We start from the raw sequence: 18,113 nt of genomic DNA on the forward strand, positions 1-18,113 counted from the left end.
CGTGCTGGTCGGGGGCGGGCGCCCGCGGGGACGCCCTGGGTCGGGACTGTAGGGGCTGGGCGCTCAGGCGCTGCGCAGTGCCCGGTCCGTGATCGAGCGGGGGCCTCGGCCGATGGCGACCATCCCGCTCTGGACGAGCTCGCGGACCCCGAACGGCTCGAGGACCTCGAGCAGGGCCGAGAGCTTCTCGGAGGTGCCGGTCGCCTCGATGGTCAGCGACTCGGTGGCCACGTCGACGACCTTGGCCCGGAACATCTGCACCATCTCGAGCACCTGGCTGCGGGTGGCGGCGTCGGCGCGGACCTTGATGAGCATGACCTGGCGCTGCACGGCCGAGCCCGGCTCGAGCTCGACGACCTTGAGGACCTCCACCAGCTTGTTCAGCTGCTTGGTCACCTGCTCCAGCGGCAGGTCCTCGACGTCGACGACCACGGTCATCCGCGAGACCTCCGCGTGCTCGGTCTCACCGACCGCGAGGCTGTCGATGTTGAAGCCCCGGCGTGAGAACAGGGCGGCGATCCGGGCGAGGACGCCCGGCTTGTTCTCGACGAGGACGGACAGGGTGTGCTTGGACATCGTCATCTCCTCACTGACCGTCGTGGTCGGCGTCGGTGCTCTGCTCGATCGCCTCGGACTCCTCGCGGTCCCATTGGGGCGCGGTGTCGCGGGCCACCTGGATGGCGTCGTTGCTGACGCCCGCGGGGACCATCGGCCACACCATGGCGTCGCGGTGGACCACGAAGTCGACGACCACGGGGCGGTCGTTCACGGCCATGGCGGCCCGGATGGTGTCGTCGAGGTCCTCGGGGCGCTCGCAGCGGAAGCCGGCGCAGCCGTAGGCGTCGGCGAGCTTGACGAAGTCGGGCACCCGCGAGCCCACCGAGGTGTGCAGGTCGGTGTTGGAGTAGCGCTCGTTGTAGAAGAGCGTCTGCCACTGGCGGACCATGCCGAGACTGCTGTTGTTGATGATCGCGACCTTGATCGGGATGTTGTTGATGACGCAGGTGGCGAGCTCCTGGTTGGTCATCTGGAAGCAGCCGTCGCCGTCGATGGCCCACACCGTGCGGTCGGGCTCGCCGACCTGGGCGCCCATCGCGGCCGGCACCGAGTAGCCCATGGTGCCGAGACCGCCCGAGTTGAGCCACGCGTTGGGCCGCTCGTACTGCACGAACTGCGCCGCCCACATCTGGTGCTGGCCCACGCCGGCCACGTAGACCGCGTCGGGACCCGCGATGGCGCCGAGCCGCTCGATGACCAGCTGCGGCGAGAGGGAGCCGTCGCCGGGCGAGGTGTAGCCCACGGGGAAGTCGCGCTTCCACCCGGCGACGCGCTCGCGCCACTCGGTGTAGTCGCCGCGGATGCCGGCCTCGTGGTCGGCGTCGACGGCGTCGGCCAGGTCGGCGATGACGGCCTTGCAGTCGCCCACGATCGGCACGTCGGCCTGGCGGTTCTTGCTGATCTCGGCCGGGTCGATGTCGGCGTGGATGACCTTGGCCTCGGGCGCGAAGGTCGACAGCTGGCCGGTGACCCGGTCGTCGAAGCGGGCGCCGAGGGCGATGAGCAGGTCGGACTTCTGCAGCCCGGTGACGGCCGCGACCGACCCGTGCATGCCGGGCATCCCCAGGTGCAGCTCGTGGCTGTCGGGCAGGGCGCCGCGCGCCATCAGGGTGGTGACCACCGGGATGCCGGTCAGCTCGACGAAGCGCGCCAGCTCCTCGCTCGCCCGGGCCCGGATGACCCCGCCGCCCACGTACAGCACCGGGCGCTCGGCGGCGGCGATGAGCCGGGCCGCCTCGCGGATCTGCTTGCCGTGCGGGCGGGTGACCGGGTGGTAGCCGGGCAGCGCGATCTTCGGCGGCCACGAGAACGTGGTGCGCGCCTGGAGGGCGTCCTTGGAGATGTCGACGAGCACCGGGCCGGGGCGCCCGGTGGAGGCGATGTGGAAGGCCTCGGCGATGACGCGCGGGATGTCGGCGGCGTCGGTGACGAGGTAGTTGTGCTTCGTGATCGGCATCGTGATGCCGCGGATGTCGGCCTCCTGGAAGGCATCGGTGCCGATGGCGGCCGAGCTGACCTGGCCGGTGATGGCGACGATCGGCACCGAGTCCATGTAGGCGTCGGCGATCGGGGTCACGAGGTTGGTGGCGCCCGGGCCGGAGGTCGCCATGCAGACGCCCACCCGCCCCGTGGCGGCCGCGTAGCCCTCGGCGGCGTGGCCGGCACCCTGCTCGTGGCGCACCAGGATGTGGCGGACGGTGACCGAGTCCAGCAGCGGGTCGTAGGCGGGCAGGATCGCCCCGCCGGGGATGCCGAAGACGGTGTCGACGTCCATCGCCTCGAGGGACATGACCAGGCTCTGCGCGCCGGTGACCTCGAGCGGGGCCTTGGAGCGCGCCTGCTGCGCCAGCCGCGCGGGGGACGGCGGCGCCGGGGCGAGGGCCGTGGGGGGAGCCTGCGTGGTGTCGCTCACGAGGGGTTCACCGCTTCCTTGTCGTGGGTGTCGGACGGGGTCGACGCACAAAAAAACCCTCCTGTCCCGGGCGGGACGACGGAGGGAGCGCGCCTGGTCGTGCAGTCAGGCGCGCTGTGCAAGTACGAGGACTCGAGCCACAGGACCACTGTGGACCGCGGCTGCAGCCGTGTCAACCGGCGAGACACCCGGTCCCACGATCCGGACCGCGAGGTGGCCCACCCCCATCGGGACCGGACGGTCTCACCCGAGCGGTGCGACCACGCGCCGCCAGCCGTGCTCGTCCGGGACCGCACCGGTCTGCACCGCCAGCAGCCGCTCCCGCAGGGCGGCCGTGACCGGGCCGGTGTCGCCGTCGCCGACGACCCACTCGGCGCCCTCGCGGCGCACGCGCCCGACCGGGGTCAGCACGGCCGCCGTCCCGCAGGCGAACACCTCGGTGAGCGCCCCCGAGCGGGCGTCGGCCTCCCAGTCCTCCACCGAGACCCGCCCCTCCTCCACCTCCATGCCGAGGTCGCGCGCCAACGTGAGCAGCGAGTCACGGGTGATGCCGGGCAGCAGGGTGCCGGTGAGGGCGGGCGTGACCAGCCGGGGCACGTCGCCGCCGTACACGAACAGCAGGTTCATCCCGCCGAGCTCCTCGACCCAGCGGCGCTCGACGGCGTCGAGGAAGACCACCTGGTCGCAGCCCTGCTCGGCCGCCTCGGCCTGCGCGGCCAGCCCCGCGGCGTAGTTGGCGGCGCACTTCGCGGCCCCGGTACCCCCGGGCGCGGCCCGTACGAAGTGGTCGGCGACCCAGACGGTGACCGGCGTGAGCCCGCGCGGGAAGTAGTCGGCCGCCACGAAGGCGGTGAGGACGAAGAGGCACTCCTCGGAGGGGCGCACGACCAGCTCGGGCTCGCTCGCGAACAGCAGGGGGCGGACGTAGAGCGTCTGCCCCGGGGCGCTGGGCACCCAGGCGTGGTCGTGCCCGACCAGGAGGTCGACGGCCTCGGTGAAGACCTCGACCGGCAGCTCGGGCAGGCACAGCCGGCGCGCCGAGGCCCGGAAGCGCTCGGCGTTGGCCTCCGGGCGGAACGCGGCCACCGAGCCGTCGGCGCCGCGGTAGACCTTGAAGCCCTCGAAGACCGACTGCCCGTAGTGCAGCGCCGAGGTCGCGGGGTCGAGCGCCAGCGGCCCGTAGGGCGTGAGCCGTGCCTCCTGCCAGCCGCCCTCGCGGGTCCAGCGGATGGTCAGCATGTGCTCGGAGAAGACCCGGCCGAAGCCCGGGTCGCGCATCCGTTCGGCCCGCGCCGCGTCGGTGAGCGGGCTGGTCGTCGGCTCGACCGTGACCGGCAGCCCTCCGATGGTCGTCGCCGGGGCGGCGGCCGCGCTCACGCGCGCTCCTCGACCTCGGCGCCCCCGGTGGCACCGGCCGCCGAGGCCTTCTCGGCGATGAGGGCGTCGATGCCGAGCACCTCGTCCATCCCCGCTCCGGCGGCGAAGGCCGCCTGCCACTGCTCCTCGCGGCGGGCCACGACCCCGGCCCGCTCGAGCACCTCGGCCAGCCCGCCCCGCCGCACCACCACGACCCCGCTGCGGTCGGCGCGCACCACGTCGCCCGGGTGCACCGCCACCCCGCCGAGCTGCACCGGCACGTTGAGGGCCCCGGGGCCGGTGTTCGAGCCGGTGGCCGGGTGGGCCCCCCGCGCGTGCACCGGCAGCCCCAGCTCCTCGAGCCCCTCGACGTCGCGCACGGCACCGTCGACGACCATCCCCACGCAGCCGCGTGCCTGCAGCCGGCCGCCGATGACGTCACCGATGACGGCGGCGTCGAGGCGGCCGCCGGCGTCGACCACCAGCACGTCGCCGTCCTGCACGACGTCGGGCGACTTGAGGATGAACAGGATGTCCCCGGGGGCGGTCCACAGCGTCACGGCCGGCCCGCAGATCTCGGTGGCGGCCACCATCGGGGCGATGCCGGGGCCGACGACGGCGATGGGGCCGCCGCCGTCGGCGATCTGGGTCGTGGGGAGCTGCGCGAGCGCCGCCACCAGGGCCGGGTCGGGGCGCTCGACCTGGGTCTCGACCGTCCACGCCTGCGGGTGCCAGCGGCTCACCGTGCCTCCTCGTCTCGCCGGCCGGCGCGGTGCCGGGGGCGTCCCCATCCTGGCGGTCGGCGCGCCGCGGGCCAAGGAGCGACCGACGGGTGGTCGCCGGTGCGCGCAGGGCGCCCGGTCACATCTGGGCGTGCGCCAGCTGCCCGAGCATCTCGGGCCCGCGGCGGTCGAGCCGCCGACCACCCACCAGCACGCCGAGGCCGAGCAGCCCCAGCCCGTAGAGGGCACTGAGGAGCAGCACCACCCAGCGCCCGACCGGCCGCTCGAGGGTGAGCACCGCGCCGAGGACCACGGGCACGACGAGCAGGAGCGGCCCGACGAACGACACCAGGGCGGTCAGGCAGCCCTGGGCCGCACCGCCCGAGGTCGCCGCGAACGGGTTGCCGCCGGTGCGCGGCGCGGTGCCGGGCAGGTAGGCGCCGACCGCGAGCGCCAGGGCCAGCGCCCCGAGGAAGGCTGCGAGCACCACGCTGCCCCAGGCCACCGCGTGCTGGATCACGCCGAGCGCCACCGAGACGACGTAGGTGAGGAGCACGGCCGGGGCGAAGACGACCACCGAGGCCAGCGCGCGCCCGAGCCGGTCCTCCCATCCTCGTAGCCCGGTGGTCAGGTGCAGCCACCACGCCTCACCGTCGAAGGCGAGGTCGTTCATCAGGGTCAGGCCCGCGAAGACGGCCAGCGTGACGACCCCGGCACCGGCGAGGCCCGGGGTGCCGGTGACCACGCTCTGCACCACGAAGAACACCGGCAGCACGGCGGTGCGCAGCGCGATCGCCACCAGCCGGCTGTCGCGGTACCACGCCCGGATGCGGCGCGCGGCGACGGTGGCCACCGGCGAGCGCCCGAGCACCGCCGGCAACAGCCGCCCGGCGCCGATGCTCTGCCCGCCGCTGCTGGTCAGGGGTGAGGTGAGCACCCGCTCGAGCTGGCGTACCCACACCCGCCACAGCACCGCCAGCAGGACCAGGGCGAGCACCAGGTGCACGGCGGCGAGCAGCCATCGCCCGCCCGCGACGTCGAAGGGCAGCGCCCAGGCCCAGCCGGTGGGGAACCACGACGCGGCCCGCGCCACCGGCCCGGCGTCGAAGGCGAAGAGGGCGTCGATGCGCTGGCCGCGCGCGACGGCGAGGTTGAGCGAGAGCGGCAGCAGCGTGGTGAGCGACACGATGGCGGCGCCGACGAGCCGCCCGGTGCGCGTCGTCATGACCCGCGCCAGCAGGGTGGTGACGGCGCGCGAGGCGACGACGGCGGTGACGGTGCCGAGCACGGCCGCCAGCGCGGCGGCCGGCACCGCCACCGGGGCGCTGAGCCACGCGAGCACCTGGAAGAACGCGAGCCCGATGAGCATCAGCGCGGGGATGCCGGTCAGCGTCGCGGCGAGGAGGCCCCGGGCCAGGGCGCGGGCGGGCACCGGCAGCACGGCGAAGCGCGCCGGGTCGAGCACGTTGTCGACCCCGGCGGCGATGACGCCGAGGACCACCCACATCAGGGTGATGCCGGTGAAGAGCGGCACGGTGATCGCGGTGAGCTCGGGCGGGCGCAGCGCCAGCAGGCCGATGAGCGGGCCGAAGACCACGACGATGCCGATGGCCGCCAGCGCGCCGAGGACCGACGAGGTGAGGTGCAGCGAGCTGCGCGACATCGCCGTCCACCACATCCGCAGCCGGAGGCGGACGACGAGCCCGGTCACGCGTTGCCCTGTGGCCCCGCGCCCAGCCAGCCGAGCCCGTCGCCCACGACCTCGCCGGCGCCGACGAGCTCGAGGAACCGGTCGTGCAGCGAGCCGCCGCGGGTGAGGCCGGCGACGGTGTCCTCGGCCAGCACCCGGCCGCCCGCGATCACCGCGACCCGGTCGCACAGGCCCTCGACGAGCTCCATCACGTGGCTCGACATCACCACCGTGCCGCCGGAGGCCACGTAGCGGCGCAGGATGGTGCGGATGACCTGGCCCGACACCGGGTCGACGGCCTCGAACGGCTCGTCGAGCACCAGCAGCCGGGGGGCGTGGATGAGGGCCGCGGCCAGGCTGATCTTCTTGACCATGCCGGCGCTGTAGTCGGCGACCACGGTGCGGGCGTCGCCGGCGAGGTCGAGCACGGTGAGCAGCTCGGTGGTGCGCTCGACCACCACGTCGTGCGGCATCCGGCGCAGGGCCCCGACGTACTGCAGCAGCTCGCGCCCCGAGAGCTGCTCGAAGAGCCGCATGCCGTCGGGGGCGATCCCCATGACGGCCTTGGCCGCGGCGGGGTCGGCCCAGACGTCGAGGCCCAGGACCCGGGCGGTCCCGGCGGTGGGCCGCAGCAGGCCGGTGGCCATCGACAAGGTGGTGGTCTTGCCGGCGCCGTTGGGCCCCACGAGGCCGTACAGCGAGCCCCGGGGCACCGACAGGCAGAGCTCGTGGACGACCCGCCGCCCCCGGAACTCCTTGACGAGGCCGACCAGCTCGAGGGCCGGCTCCTCCCCCACCGGATCAGTCACACACGGCGCCGGTGCTCGCGCTCTGGACGAGCCTGCGGTACTTGGCGAGCACGCCGCGGGTGTACTTGGGCTCGGGGTGGGTGACGCCCTCGGCCCGGCGGCGGTCGAGCTCGGCGTCGTCGACGAGCAGGTCGAGGGTGCCGCCCGCGACGTCGAGCCGGATGCCGTCGCCGTCGCGCACGAACGCGATGGGGCCCTCGTCGACGGCCTCGGGGGCGACGTGGCCCACGCACAGGCCGGTGGTCCCGCCGGAGAAGCGGCCGTCGGTGAGCAGCAGCACGTCCTTGCCGAGCCCGGCGCCCTTGATGGCCCCGGTGACCGCGAGCATCTCGCGCATCCCGGGCCCGCCCTTGGGGCCTTCGTACCGGATGACGACGACGTCGCCGGCGCCGAGGCTGCCGTCCTCGACGGCGTCCATCGCGGCGCGCTCGCCGTCGAAGACGCGTGCGGTGCCCTCGAACACGTCGGAGTCGAACCCGGCCGACTTGACCACCGCGCCCTCGGGGGCCAGCGAGCCCTTGAGGATGGTGATGCCGCCGGTCTTGTGGATGGGCTCCTGCATGGCCCGCACGACCTTGCCGTCGACGTCGGGCGGGGCGATGGAGGCGAGGTTCTCGGCCATCGTGCGGCCGGTGACGGTGAGGCAGTCGCCGTGCAGCAGACCGGCGTCGAGCAGGGCGCGCATCACGACCGGCACCCCGCCCACGCGGTCGACGTCGGTCATCACGTACTGGCCGAAGGGCTTGACGTCGGCCAGGTGCGGCACCTTGGCGCCCACCCGCACGAAGTCGTCGAGCGAGAGGTCGACGTCGGCCTCGTGCGCGATGGCCAGCAGGTGCAGCACGGCGTTGGTCGAGCCGCCGAAGGCCATGACCACGGCGATGGCGTTCTCGAACGCCTCCTTGGTCATGATGTCGCGCGCGGTGATGCCGCGCCGCAGGAGCTCGACGACGGCCTCCCCGGACTTGCGGGCGAAGCCGTCGCGGCGGCGGTCGGTGGCCGGCGGCGCGGCCGAGCCGGGCAGCGACATCCCGATGGCCTCGGCCACCGAGGCCATCGTGTTGGCGGTGTACATGCCGCCGCACGCGCCCTCACCGGGGCAGATCGCCCGCTCGATGGCGTCGACGTCCTCGCGGCTCATCAGGCCCCGCGCGCAGGCCCCCACGGCCTCGAAGGCGTCGATGATGGTGACGGTGCGTTCGCTGCCGTCGGACATCTTGGCGATACCCGGCAGGATCGAGCCCGCGTAGAGGAACACCGACGACAGGTCGAGGCGGGCCGCGGCCATCAGCATCCCGGGCAGGGACTTGTCGCAGCCGGCGAGCAGCACCGAGCCGTCGAGGCGCTCGGCGCTCATGACGGTCTCGACCGAGTCGGCGATGATCTCGCGCGAGACGAGGGAGAAGTGCATGCCCTCGTGCCCCATCGAGATGCCGTCGGAGACCGAGATGGTGCCGAACTCGAGGGGGTAGCCGCCGGCGGCGTGGACGCCGTCCTTGACCGCCTTGGCCAGCCGGTCGAGGCTGAGGTTGCACGGCGTGATCTCGTTCCACGAGCTGGCCACGCCGATCTGCGGCTTGACCCAGTCGTCGTCACCCATGCCGACGGCCCGCAGCATCCCTCGCGAGGCGGTCTTCTCGAGACCGTCGGTGACGTCGCGGCTACGGGGCTTGATGTCGGGCGTGGGCGTCATGTCGGTCATCCTAGGTTCGTCCCCGCCGGCTCGTGAGGGTGTCCCGACGACTGGCCGTCGCGGTGGCGCGGGGGTCACGCCGCCTCGGGCACCAGGCGCCAGTAGGCCAGTGCCAGCGAGGTCGCGACCGCCATCCACAGCGCGTACGGCACGAGGATCCAGCCGGCCCACGGCAGCGACCCGGCCGCCACGACCACCAGGCCCACGGTCAGCAGCAGGGCCACCACCAGGGCGAGCGCCGCCCGTCCGAGCGCATGGGGGACGTAGAAGGCGTGGGCCCAGGTGAGGGCGGCCGCGACCGAGGCGACGAGCAGGGCCAGGAACGCCAGCACCTCACCCGCCGGGCGGGTCCACGCGATGGCCCCGCCGCTCACCGCGAGCGCGAGGAAGTTCAGGGGCCAGACCACCCCGAAGACCCAGGGCGGCGGCTGCCACGACGGCTTCGGGAGGTCGTCGTACCAGCCGGTGTCGGTGGAGACCCAGCGCCCGGAGAGGACGGCGTAGAGCGTCACGACCAGCAGCACGGCCGCGACCCCCAGGGCGCGGGTCACGCCTCCCCCCGGGCGGGGCCCACCCGCCTCGGCCACCAGAACCGGTCACCGAGGATGAGCGCGACGGCCGGCACCAGGACGGTGCGCACGACCAGGGTGTCGAGCAGGACGCCGACACAGATGACGACACCGAGCTGCGCGAGCACGACCAGCGGCAGCACCCCCAGCACCGCGAAGACCGCGGCGAGCAGGATGCCGGCACTGGTGATGACGCCGCCGGTGGCCGCCAGCGCTCGCAGCATCCCCTGGCGGGCACCGTGCTCCCGGGCCTCCTCGGCGGCGCGCGTCACGAGGAAGATGTTGTAGTCGACGCCGAGCGCCACCAGGAACACGAAGGCCAGCAGCGGCACGCCGTCGTCGAGGCGCTCGAAACCGAGCACCTGGGTGAAGATCACCCACGAGATGCCGAGGCTCGCCAGGTAGGTGCCGACGACGGTCGCCACCAGCACGACCGGGGCCACGACGGAGCGCAGCAGCAGCCCCAGGGCCACCAGCACCAGCCCGAGGATCAGCGGGAAGACGACCGTCCGGTCACGGGTCGAGGCCTGGGCGGTGTCGAGGGCCTCGGCCTCGGTACCGCCGACGTGGGTGTCGGGCATCGAGGCCACGGCGTCGCGCAGGGCGGTGACGGTGCGCTCGGCGGCCTCGGAGCCGGGCTGGGCGGCGATGACCGCCGCCACCTCGCTGACGCCGTTGCCGCTGACGACCGGCCGGGCGCTGGCGACGCCGTCGACCTGCGCGACCGCCGCCGCCAGGGCCGTGCCGTCGTCGGTGCGCGAGACGACCACGGCGGGGTCGGCCGAGCCGGCCGGGAACGACTGCGCCAGGCGCTCGCCCGCCGCGATGGCCTCGGGCTTCTGGAGGAACTGGTCGGCCGCGTCGAGACCGGCGCGGACCTGGGTGAGACCGCCGGCGGCGATGGCGAGGAGGGCGACGGTGACGGTGACGAAGACGGCGGGGCGCTTCGCGACGGCATCCCCGACCCGGCGCCACAGCGAGCGGGAGTCGGCCAGGCTGGTCTGCCCCACGTGCGGCGCCTTGGGCCAGAACACCCACCGCCCGAAGACCACCAGGGCGGCCGGCAGGACCACGAGGGCGAACGCCGCGGCCACGAGCACACCGACGGCACAGGCCAGCCCGAGCCCCCGCGTCGACGGGAAGAGCGAGAGCAGCAGGGTGAGCAGGCCGAGCACCACGGTCGCGGCGCTCGAGAGCACGGCCTCGGCGGTGCGGCGCAGGGCGTGCGCCATGGCGTCGCGGCGGTCCTCGATGACGCGCAGCTCGTCGCGGTAGCGCGAGATGAGCAGCAGGGCGTAGTCGGTGCCCGCGCCGAACACGAGGACCGAGAGGATGCCGATGGTCGACTCGTCCCACTGCACGTCGAAGGCGGCGAGGGTGCGGGTGGCCAGCACGGCGGCCAGCTGGTCGGCGACGCCCACGACGGTCAGCGGCACCAGCCAGAGGACCGGGCTGCGGTAGGTGATGACGAGCAGCAGCGCGACGACCGACGCGGTGGCGGCGAGCAGGCGGAAGTCCGCGCCGTCGAAGACCGCGGCCAGGTCGGCCTGGATGGCGGCGGGCCCGGTGACCTGGGCGGTCAGGCCCGGCGGGAGGTCGGCCTTGGCGGCGCGCCGGAGGGCGGTGACGACGTCGGCGGTCTCGGTGGCGTCGTTGGTCGTGACCGGGACGACGACCGTGGCGGCGGTGCCGTCCTCGGCCACGGACGCGGGTGCCCCGGTGGCGCCGGGCAGGCTGCGGGCGCGCTCCTGCACGACGGCCACCTGCTCCGGGGTGAGCGCGCGCTCGGACGCGAAGAGGACCACCGCGGCCGAGCCCTCGGCCTCCGGCAGCTCGGCGCGCAGCTCGGCGGCGGCGCGGCTGTCCGAGCCCGTGGGCAGGGCGGCGTTGGTGGTCGGGGGCTGCTCGGCCTGGCCGACGACGCCGATCGCGGCTCCCGCCCCCAGCAGCGCGAACAGGGCCAGCAGCCCGGCCACCCATCGCCGTGTCACGAGCTGCGCGATCCTGCCCATCGATGCACTCCCTTGCTAGAATGTCGTTCAGGTGATGATTCACCAAGTTACTAAGTAGGTGAGTGATATTACGGAGCCCCTCCCCTCCGACGCAAGCCGGCCCTCGACGGCCGAGCCCCGTTCCGACGCCGCGATGGTGCAGTCGGTCGTCCCCGCCTACCGGTCGTCCGGTTCGCTCGAGGCCCTCCAGGAGCTGGTCGACGTCGCCGGGCAGGTGCCGCACGAGGTCGCCCGCCGGGCCGGGCTGTCGGTCAGCGAGCTGCACTCGCTGCGCCACCTCATGGCTGCGCCGATGGGTCCGGTCGAGCTAGCCCGCGAGCTCGGTGTCACGTCGGCCGCCTCCTCCGGCGTGGTCGACCGGCTCGTGGCGCGCGGCCACGCCGAGCGACGCCCGCACGCCGACGACGGCCGCCGCACCGAGGTGGTCATCACCGACTCCGGCCGCGTCGAGATCCTCACCCGCCTGGCCCCGATGTTCGCCGGGCTGGCCGCGACCGACGCCGCCCTCACCGACGACGAGCGCGCGGTCGTCGAGCGCTACCTGCGCGGGGCCACCGCCGCCATGCGGGCGCTGATGTGAGCGGCTCCTCGCAGCCCGGGGGCCTCACCGGCGCGGCGCGCATCGCGGCCCGCGGCATCGACACCCTCCTCGACCGCACGGTGGCGCCGGGGTTCACCGCCTTCGGGCTCGGGGTGCGGCGCCGGCTCCCCGGGTGGCCCGCCGACGCCGGGCCCGACGCGCTGCGCGGGCACGCCGTGGCCGTCACCGGTGCGTCGTCCGGGCTCGGCCGGCGCACCGCGCTGGACCTCGCCGCGCTGGGCGCACGGGTGCACCTCGTCGTGCGCGATGTCGGGCGCGGGGAGGTCGTGGCCGACGAGGTCCGGGCCGCCGCCGGCGACCCCGAGGCGGCCCGGGTGTGGCGCTGCGACGTCTCCGACCTGACCTCGGTGCGGGCGTTCGCCGAGGCCTTCGTCGCCGATGCCGGTCCCCTGCGCGGGCTCGTGCACAACGCCGGTGCCCTGCCGGCCGTGCGCACCACGTCGGCCCAGGGGCACGAGCTCACCCAGGCCCTGCACGTGCTCGGGCCGGTGCTGATGACCGAGCTGCTGCTCCCGTCGCTCGCCGCCGACGCCGGGCGGGTCGTGTTCGTCACCTCGGGCGGGATGTACACCCAGCCCCTGCCGGCCGACGACCCCGAGTACCTGAGCGGCCCCTACAGCGGCAGCGTCGCGTACGCCCGCAGCAAGCGCGGGCAGGTCGAGCTGCTGCCCGTGCTGGCGCGGCGCTGGGGATCCGCCGGCGTCTCGGTCCACGCCACCCATCCGGGCTGGGCCGCCACCCCCGGCCTCGACTCCTCGCTCCCCCGGTTCGCCACCGCCCTGCGCCCGGTCCTGCGCAGCGACACCGCCGGTGCCGACACCACCGTGTGGCTGCTGGCCACCGACGCGCCGCTCGCGCCCGGTCGCCTGTGGCACGACCGCCGGCCACGGCCCTCGCACGTGCTGTCCCGCACCCGGCCCACCGGCGACGAGGTCGGGCGCTACTGGCGGTGGGTCGCCGACGCCACCGGGCTCGACCCGCGCTGAGCCGGCCGTCCGGTCTCCCCTCCCCGAGGCTCCCAGGAGTGGTCACCCCGGGAGGTCCGGATGCTCCGACGTATGAGGCGTCAGTCGAGCGGCAGGAGGTGCCGGCCGCTCCGCCGGCCCCACAGCAGGTAGACCGCCGGCAGCACTCCCGCCGAGCTCACCACCCCCAGCGCCGCCGCCCACGCCGCCTTGGGACCCGCGACCTCCCCGGCCGGGCGGGTGCGCAGGTCGGCCAGCGCCCAGGCCCGCAACCCCACATCGAGCGCGGCGACCCCGACCAGTGCCGCCCTCCCCTGCGCCGGGAGGTCCTGCCAGCGCTGCCCGGCCCGGTTCATCGCTCCCCACCCCGGGCCACGTGGAACCGGTCGAGCCGCGCGTCGCCGAAGGTCAGGTCGGCCCACCGGCCGGCGTAGTGCAGGACGGCCAGCGCGCAGGTGGGGAAGCCCTCGGCCATGGCCCGGTGCCCGTCGGCGCTGCCCTCGCCGTCGGCGAGCAGCTCGGCCAGGACGGGGATGCCGGGGGCGTGGCCGACGACCATCACGACGTCGGCGTCGTCGTCGGCCTCGCGCACGACGTCGAGCAGGACCTCGGGCGTCACGCCGTAGATGCGCCGATCGTAGCGGACCTCGCCCTCGGAGCAGCCCGCCTCCCACATCACCTCGCAGGTCTGGCGCGTGCGCTCGGCCGTGGAGCACAGCACCTCATCGATGCCGATGCCCTCGCGGCACAGCCAGCGCCCGGCTTCGGCGGCGTCGCGGCGTCCGCGGCCGGTGAGCTCGCGGTCGTGGTCGCCGCCCGGGTTGCTCTCCTCCGTCTTCGCGTGGCGGAGGAGGACGAGCGTTCGGTCTCTCGCGGCACGGGTCATGCCTCGATCATCCTCCTGCCGGGGCACCACGTCAGCCCCGGCGCGACCCACGCCACGCCGCCGTCCGCGGCGCTAGGGTCGCGGTGACCGGGCGTGCGCCGCGCCGCCCCCAGCGAAGAAGGCCCCCATGAGCGCGTACGACGAGATCCTCTCCGCCCTCCCCGTCGACGACATCGCCGGCCGGGTCGGCGCCTCGCCCGAGCAGGTCCGCCAGGCCGCGTCCGCCGCGCTGCCGGCGCTGCTCGGCGGGATGAGCGCCAACGCCCAGGAGCCGTCGGGGGCGAGCTCGCTGGTCGACGCCCTCGGCCGCCACGACCCGAGCCTGCTCGACGGCGGGGTCTCTCTCGACCAGGTCGACGAGGCCGACGGCCAGCGCATCGCCGGGCACGTCTTCGGTGCCCAGCAGGAGGCCGTCGCCGCCCGCCTGGGCGAGTCGCCGCTCAGCGGGGCCGGCGTGGGCGGCCAGCTGGTGCAGCGCATCATCCCCATCCTGGCGCCCATCGTCATGTCCTGGCTGGCCCGGCAGGTGCTGGGCGGCGCCCGGGGTGGTGCGGCCACCGGCGGCGGGGGCGGGCTCCAGGACGTCCTGGGCCAGGTCCTCGGCGGCGCCACCGGCCGCTCGGGGCCGGCGGGCTCGGCGTCCCCGGCGCCCACCTCCGGCGGGGTCGACGCCGGCAGCATCATCGGCGACGTGCTCGGCGGCCTCCTCGGCGGCGGCCGCCGCTGACGTGTCGGACCTGCACTGCCCCGCCCGCGTGTTCCTGGCCCGCCCCGGCGAGGCCGAGGACGAGACCGGGCCGCCCACGGCAGCCGGCGGCGGCCTGACGGCGACCGGGCGCGACCAGGCGCGAGCCCTCGCCGAGCGGGTGCGGGACGAGAACGTGGCGCGTGTCTGGTCCAGCCCGCTCCCGCGCGCGGTGCAGACGGCCGAGATCGCGGCCGCGGTCCTCGGCGTCCCCGTGGTCGTGCGCGACGGCCTGCGCGAGTGCGACGCCGGCATCCCCGCCGGCGAGCGCATCGCCGACGTCGCGGCGCGGGTGCGGGGCGTGCTCGAGGAGGTCGCCGACACGCACCGGGGCGAGGCGGTCCTCGTCGTCTCGCACGGCGGGGCGTTCGCGGCCGGCCTGCCCGACCTGGTCGGCGCACCCCGGACGAGTGGTCACGACCTGACCCCACCGCCCGGAGGCACGCTCGCCCTCGAGGCCGACGAGGACGGCTGGCGCCGCCTCCCCTGAACCCCGGGGGCCCCGAGGCCCGGTCAGGCCTGGCCGAGCCGTTCGAGGATGATCGTGCGCGCCGCCCCGGCGTCGGCCTGGCCCTTCATCTCGCGCATGACCTGGCCGATGAGCGCGCCCACGGCCTGCACCTTGCCGTCGCGGATCTTGTCGGCGACGTCGGGGTTGGCCGCGATCACGGCGTCGACCGCGGCCTCGAGCGCGCCGGTGTCCTGCACCAGCTCGAGCCCGCGGGCGTCGGCGACCGCGGTGGGCGTGCCCTCACCGTCGAGGACGCCCTCCCAGGCCTGGCGGGCCATCGAGTCGTTGAGCCGGCCGGCCGTGACGAGCCCCTCGAGCTCGACCACGTGCGCAGGGGTGACCCCCAGGCGCTCGGCGTAGGTGACCACGTCCTCGCCCTCGGTGTTCGCGCGCCGGGCGATCTCGCCCGACCACCACTTGCGGGCCGCGGCCGGCGAGGCCCCGGCGGCCACGGTCTCCTCGACCAGCTCGAGGAGCCCGGCGTTCATCACGTCACGCATCTCGAGGTCGCTGTAGCCCCAGGTGGTCTGCAGGCGGCGGCGGCGTTCGGCGGGCGGTTCGGGCAGCGTCGCGCGCAGCGCCTCGACGGTCTCGGCGGCGGGGGCCACCGGCACCAGGTCGGGCTCGGGGAAGTAGCGGTAGTCGTCGGCGTCGGACTTGGGCCGGCCGGAGGTCGTGATGCCGGTGTCCTCGTGCCAGTGACGGGTCTCCTGCGTGATCGAGCCCCCGCCGGAGAGCACCGCGGCGTGCCGGCCGATCTCGTAGCGGACCGCCCGCTCGACCGAGCGCAGCGAGTTGACGTTCTTGGTCTCGGTGCGGGTGCCGAGCACCGCGCTGCCCTTCGGCATCAGCGACAGGTTGACGTCGCAGCGCATCGAGCCCTGCTCCATCTTCACGTCCGACACCTCGAGCGCCTTGAGCAGGTCGCGCAGCGTCGCCACGTAGGCCTTGGCGACCTCGGGCGCGCGCTCCCCCGCGCCGAGCATCGGCTTGGTGACGATCTCGACGAGCGGGATGCCGGCGCGGTTGTAGTCGACCAGGCTGTGGGTGGCGCCGTGGATGCGGCCGGTGGAGCCGCCGACGTGCAGCGACTTGCCGGTGTCCTCCTCCATGTGGGCCCGCTCGATCTCGACGCGGTAGGTCGAGCCGTCGTCGAGCTCGACGTCGAGGTAGCCCTCGAACGCGATGGGCTCGTCGTACTGCGAGGTCTGGAAGTTCTTCGGCATGTCCGGGTAGAAGTAGTTCTTCCGGGCGAAGCGGCACCACGGCGCGATGGAGCAGTTGAGCGCCAGCCCGATCCGGATGGCCGACTCGACCGCCTTCTCGTTGACCACCGGCAGGGCGCCGGGCAGCCCGAGGCACACCGGGCAGGTCTGGGTGTTGGGCTCGGCCCCGAAGGCGGTGGGGCAGCCGCAGAACATCTTGGTCTCGGTGCCCAGCTCGACGTGGACCTCGAGGCCCATCACCGGGTCGTAGGTCGCGAGGGCCTCGTCGAAGCCCAGCACGGGCTCGGTCGCGGTGCTCATCGGGCCACCTCCGTCAGGTCGGGCGCACGGTCCAGGAGGGGGCCTCCCCAGGCAGCGGTCAGGCGCGCCTCGAGGGCGGCGCCGACGGCGTACAGGCGGTCGTCGGCCATCGCCGGGGCGAGGACCTGGAAGCCGGCCGGGAGACCGTCCTCGTCGGCGAGCCCGCTCGGCACCGAGAGCCCCGGGATGCCCGCGAGGTTGGCCGGGATGGTGGCGATGTCGTTGAGGTACATGGCCATCGGGTCGTCGAGCTTGTCGCCGAGGCGGAAGGCCGTCGTCGGCGCCGTGGGGCTGACGAGGACGTCGGCCCGCTCGAACGCGGCGGCGAAGTCGTTCGCGATGAGGCGGCGCACCTTCTGGGCCGAGCCGTAGTAGGCGTCGTAGTAGCCCGAGGAGAGGGCGTAGGTGCCGAGGATGATGCGGCGCTTGACCTCGTCGCCGAAGCCGGCGTCGCGGGTGGCCGCCATGACCTGCTCGGCGCTGGGGGCGTCGACGCCCTCAGGGCTCACCCGCAGGCCGTAGCGCATGGCGTCGAACTTCGCCAGGTTGCTCGAGGCCTCGCTGGGGAGGATGAGGTAGTAGGCGGCCAGGGCGTAGGTGAAGCTCGGGCAGGAGACCTCGACGACCTCGGCGCCGCCGTCGACCAGGTGCTGGACGGCCTCCTCGAAGCGCGCCTGCACCCCGGGCTGGAACCCCTCGCCGGTGAGCTCCTTGACGATGCCGATGCGCATCCCCGAGACGTCGGCCCGACGGGCGGCCTCGACCACGGCGGGTACGGGGGCGTCGATGGAGGTCGAGTCCATCGGGTCGTGCCCGGCGATGACCGCGTGCAGCAGGGCGGAGTCGAGCACGGTGCGGCTGCACGGGCCGGCCTGGTCGAGCGAGGAGGCCAGCGCCACGAGGCCGTAGCGCGAGACGCCGCCGTAGGTGGGCTTGGCCCCCACGGTGCCGGTGACCGCGGCGGGCTGGCGGATGGAGCCGCCGGTGTCGGTGCCGATGGCCAGGGGCGCCTGGAACGAGGCGACCACCGAGCTCGAGCCGCCACCCGAGCCACCGGGGATGCGGTCGAGGTCCCACGGGTTGTGGCTGGGGCCGAAGGCGCTGTGCTCGGTGGAGGAACCCATCGCGAACTCGTCCATGTTGGTCTTGCCCAGGATCGGCATCCCGGCCTCGCGCAGGCGCGTGACGAGCGTGGCGTCGTACGGCGGCACCCAGCCCTCGAGGATCCGCGACCCGCAGGTGGTCGGCAGGCCGCGGGTGGCCAGGACGTCCTTGACGGCGACCGGCACGCCGGCCAGGTGGTGCAGCGACTCGCCGGCCGCGCGGCGCCGGTCGACCTCGGTGGCCTGCCCCAGCGCGCCCTCGCCGTCGACGTGGAGGTAGGAGTGCACGGCGCCGTCGACGGCCGCGGTGCGGTCGAGCAGGGCCTGGGTCACCTCACGGGAGGAGACGGTGCCGGCGCCGAGGAGGTCGGCGAGCTCGGCGGCGGTGGCGCGGGTCAGGTCGGTGGTCACAGGGAGGTCCTCAGCGGGTGCGGGTGGGAGGTGCGGGCGGGCGC

At 74.7% G+C, this 18,113-nt stretch carries 17 protein-coding genes; 4 read left to right on the forward strand and 13 right to left on the reverse strand.

Annotated elements, in window-relative coordinates; translation table 11 throughout:
- Positions 1-63: 63 nt before the first annotated feature.
- The 9 genes from ilvN to ATL31_RS03745 form a co-directional block, all read right to left on the reverse strand.
- Positions 64-576, reverse strand: coding sequence for an acetolactate synthase small subunit (gene ilvN / locus ATL31_RS03705; RefSeq protein WP_101394586.1), 513 nt, complete (start codon positions 574-576; stop codon positions 64-66).
- A 10-nt stretch (positions 577-586) separates the two neighbouring features.
- On the reverse strand, positions 587-2,470 hold the full coding sequence (locus ATL31_RS03710) for an acetolactate synthase large subunit (RefSeq protein WP_101394587.1): 1,884 nt from the start codon (positions 2,468-2,470) through the stop codon (positions 587-589).
- A 243-nt stretch (positions 2,471-2,713) separates the two neighbouring features.
- A complete protein-coding gene (locus ATL31_RS03715) occupies positions 2,714-3,847 on the reverse strand; it encodes a branched-chain amino acid aminotransferase (protein ID WP_211283959.1) in 1,134 nt (377 codons plus the stop codon).
- Positions 3,844-4,569: an RraA family protein gene (locus tag ATL31_RS03720; RefSeq protein WP_101394588.1), complete on the reverse strand. Its 726-nt coding sequence runs from the start codon at positions 4,567-4,569 to the stop codon at positions 3,844-3,846. Before ATL31_RS03720 ends, ATL31_RS03715 begins: the two co-directional genes overlap by 4 nt.
- A 118-nt stretch (positions 4,570-4,687) precedes the next feature.
- Positions 4,688-6,259, reverse strand: a complete 1,572-nt coding sequence (locus tag ATL31_RS03725; protein ID WP_101394589.1) for a hypothetical protein — start codon at positions 6,257-6,259, stop codon at positions 4,688-4,690.
- Positions 6,256-7,035 (reverse strand): ABC transporter ATP-binding protein, encoded by a 780-nt coding sequence (locus ATL31_RS03730; protein WP_245861868.1) that lies wholly within the window; start codon positions 7,033-7,035, stop codon positions 6,256-6,258. Before ATL31_RS03730 ends, ATL31_RS03725 begins: the two co-directional genes overlap by 4 nt.
- A 4-nt stretch (positions 7,036-7,039) precedes the next feature.
- Positions 7,040-8,740, reverse strand: coding sequence for a dihydroxy-acid dehydratase (gene ilvD, locus ATL31_RS03735; RefSeq protein ID WP_211283960.1), 1,701 nt, complete (start codon positions 8,738-8,740; stop codon positions 7,040-7,042).
- Positions 8,741-8,814: 74 nt separating this feature from the next.
- Complete coding sequence (locus tag ATL31_RS03740) at positions 8,815-9,291, reverse strand: TspO/MBR family protein (RefSeq protein ID WP_158239777.1); 477 nt, start codon at positions 9,289-9,291, stop codon at positions 8,815-8,817.
- Entirely contained in the window at positions 9,288-11,321 is a 2,034-nt protein-coding gene (locus tag ATL31_RS03745) for an MMPL family transporter (RefSeq protein WP_101394593.1), read from the reverse strand. Before ATL31_RS03745 ends, ATL31_RS03740 begins: the two co-directional genes overlap by 4 nt.
- Positions 11,322-11,454: 133 nt before the next feature.
- On the opposite strand from ATL31_RS03745, the gene ATL31_RS03750 reads away from it, so the two are divergent.
- Both ATL31_RS03750 and ATL31_RS03755 read left to right on the forward strand, forming a co-directional pair.
- A complete protein-coding gene (locus tag ATL31_RS03750) occupies positions 11,455-11,901 on the forward strand; it encodes a MarR family winged helix-turn-helix transcriptional regulator (protein WP_245861870.1) in 447 nt (148 codons plus the stop codon).
- The gene (locus tag ATL31_RS03755; protein ID WP_245861871.1) at positions 11,898-12,908 is read left to right on the forward strand and encodes an SDR family NAD(P)-dependent oxidoreductase; all 1,011 of its coding nucleotides are present in this window, start codon (positions 11,898-11,900) and stop codon (positions 12,906-12,908) included. Before ATL31_RS03750 ends, ATL31_RS03755 begins: the two co-directional genes overlap by 4 nt.
- An 80-nt stretch (positions 12,909-12,988) precedes the next feature.
- On the opposite strand, the gene ATL31_RS03760 is transcribed toward ATL31_RS03755, so the two are convergent.
- Both ATL31_RS03760 and ATL31_RS03765 read right to left on the reverse strand, forming a co-directional pair.
- A complete protein-coding gene (locus tag ATL31_RS03760) occupies positions 12,989-13,243 on the reverse strand; it encodes a hypothetical protein (protein WP_101394594.1) in 255 nt (84 codons plus the stop codon).
- Positions 13,240-13,773 carry a SixA phosphatase family protein gene (locus ATL31_RS03765; RefSeq protein ID WP_101394595.1) on the reverse strand — a complete coding sequence of 178 codons (534 nt, stop codon included), beginning with the start codon at positions 13,771-13,773 and terminating at the stop codon, positions 13,240-13,242. Before ATL31_RS03765 ends, ATL31_RS03760 begins: the two co-directional genes overlap by 4 nt.
- Positions 13,774-13,900: 127 nt before the next feature.
- On the opposite strand from ATL31_RS03765, the gene ATL31_RS03770 reads away from it, so the two are divergent.
- Positions 13,901-14,500: a DUF937 domain-containing protein gene (locus ATL31_RS03770; protein WP_101394596.1), complete on the forward strand. Its 600-nt coding sequence runs from the start codon at positions 13,901-13,903 to the stop codon at positions 14,498-14,500.
- A gap of 1 nt (position 14,501) precedes the next feature.
- Positions 14,502-15,008, forward strand: a complete 507-nt coding sequence (locus tag ATL31_RS03775; protein WP_101394597.1) for a histidine phosphatase family protein — start codon at positions 14,502-14,504, stop codon at positions 15,006-15,008.
- 23 nt (positions 15,009-15,031) lie between these two features.
- Here the strand turns inward: ATL31_RS03775 and gatB are convergent, their stop codons facing one another.
- Both gatB and gatA read right to left on the reverse strand, forming a co-directional pair.
- On the reverse strand, positions 15,032-16,555 hold the full coding sequence (gene gatB / locus ATL31_RS03780) for an Asp-tRNA(Asn)/Glu-tRNA(Gln) amidotransferase subunit GatB (RefSeq protein ID WP_101394598.1): 1,524 nt from the start codon (positions 16,553-16,555) through the stop codon (positions 15,032-15,034).
- A complete protein-coding gene (gatA, locus tag ATL31_RS03785) occupies positions 16,552-18,069 on the reverse strand; it encodes an Asp-tRNA(Asn)/Glu-tRNA(Gln) amidotransferase subunit GatA (RefSeq protein ID WP_101394599.1) in 1,518 nt (505 codons plus the stop codon). Before gatA ends, gatB begins: the two co-directional genes overlap by 4 nt.
- Positions 18,070-18,113: the final 44 nt, after the last annotated feature.

Source organism: Phycicoccus duodecadis (assembly GCF_002846495.1).
GTDB classification, from domain to species: domain Bacteria; phylum Actinomycetota; class Actinomycetes; order Actinomycetales; family Dermatophilaceae; genus Phycicoccus; species Phycicoccus duodecadis.

Coding starts and splice junctions, on each gene's coding strand:
- ATL31_RS03750 (WP_245861870.1), top strand. CDS start 11,455: ATGGTGCAGTCGGTCGTCCCCGCCTACCGGTCGTCCGGTTCGCTCGAG.
- ATL31_RS03745 (WP_101394593.1), bottom strand. CDS start 11,321: ATGGGCAGGATCGCGCAGCTCGTGACACGGCGATGGGTGGCCGGGCTG.
- ilvN (WP_101394586.1), bottom strand. CDS start 576: ATGTCCAAGCACACCCTGTCCGTCCTCGTCGAGAACAAGCCGGGCGTC.
- ATL31_RS03770 (WP_101394596.1), top strand. CDS start 13,901: ATGAGCGCGTACGACGAGATCCTCTCCGCCCTCCCCGTCGACGACATC.
- gatB (WP_101394598.1), bottom strand. CDS start 16,555: ATGAGCACCGCGACCGAGCCCGTGCTGGGCTTCGACGAGGCCCTCGCG.
- ATL31_RS03760 (WP_101394594.1), bottom strand. CDS start 13,243: ATGAACCGGGCCGGGCAGCGCTGGCAGGACCTCCCGGCGCAGGGGAGG.
- ATL31_RS03765 (WP_101394595.1), bottom strand. CDS start 13,773: ATGACCCGTGCCGCGAGAGACCGAACGCTCGTCCTCCTCCGCCACGCG.
- ilvD (WP_211283960.1), bottom strand. CDS start 8,740: ATGACGCCCACGCCCGACATCAAGCCCCGTAGCCGCGACGTCACCGAC.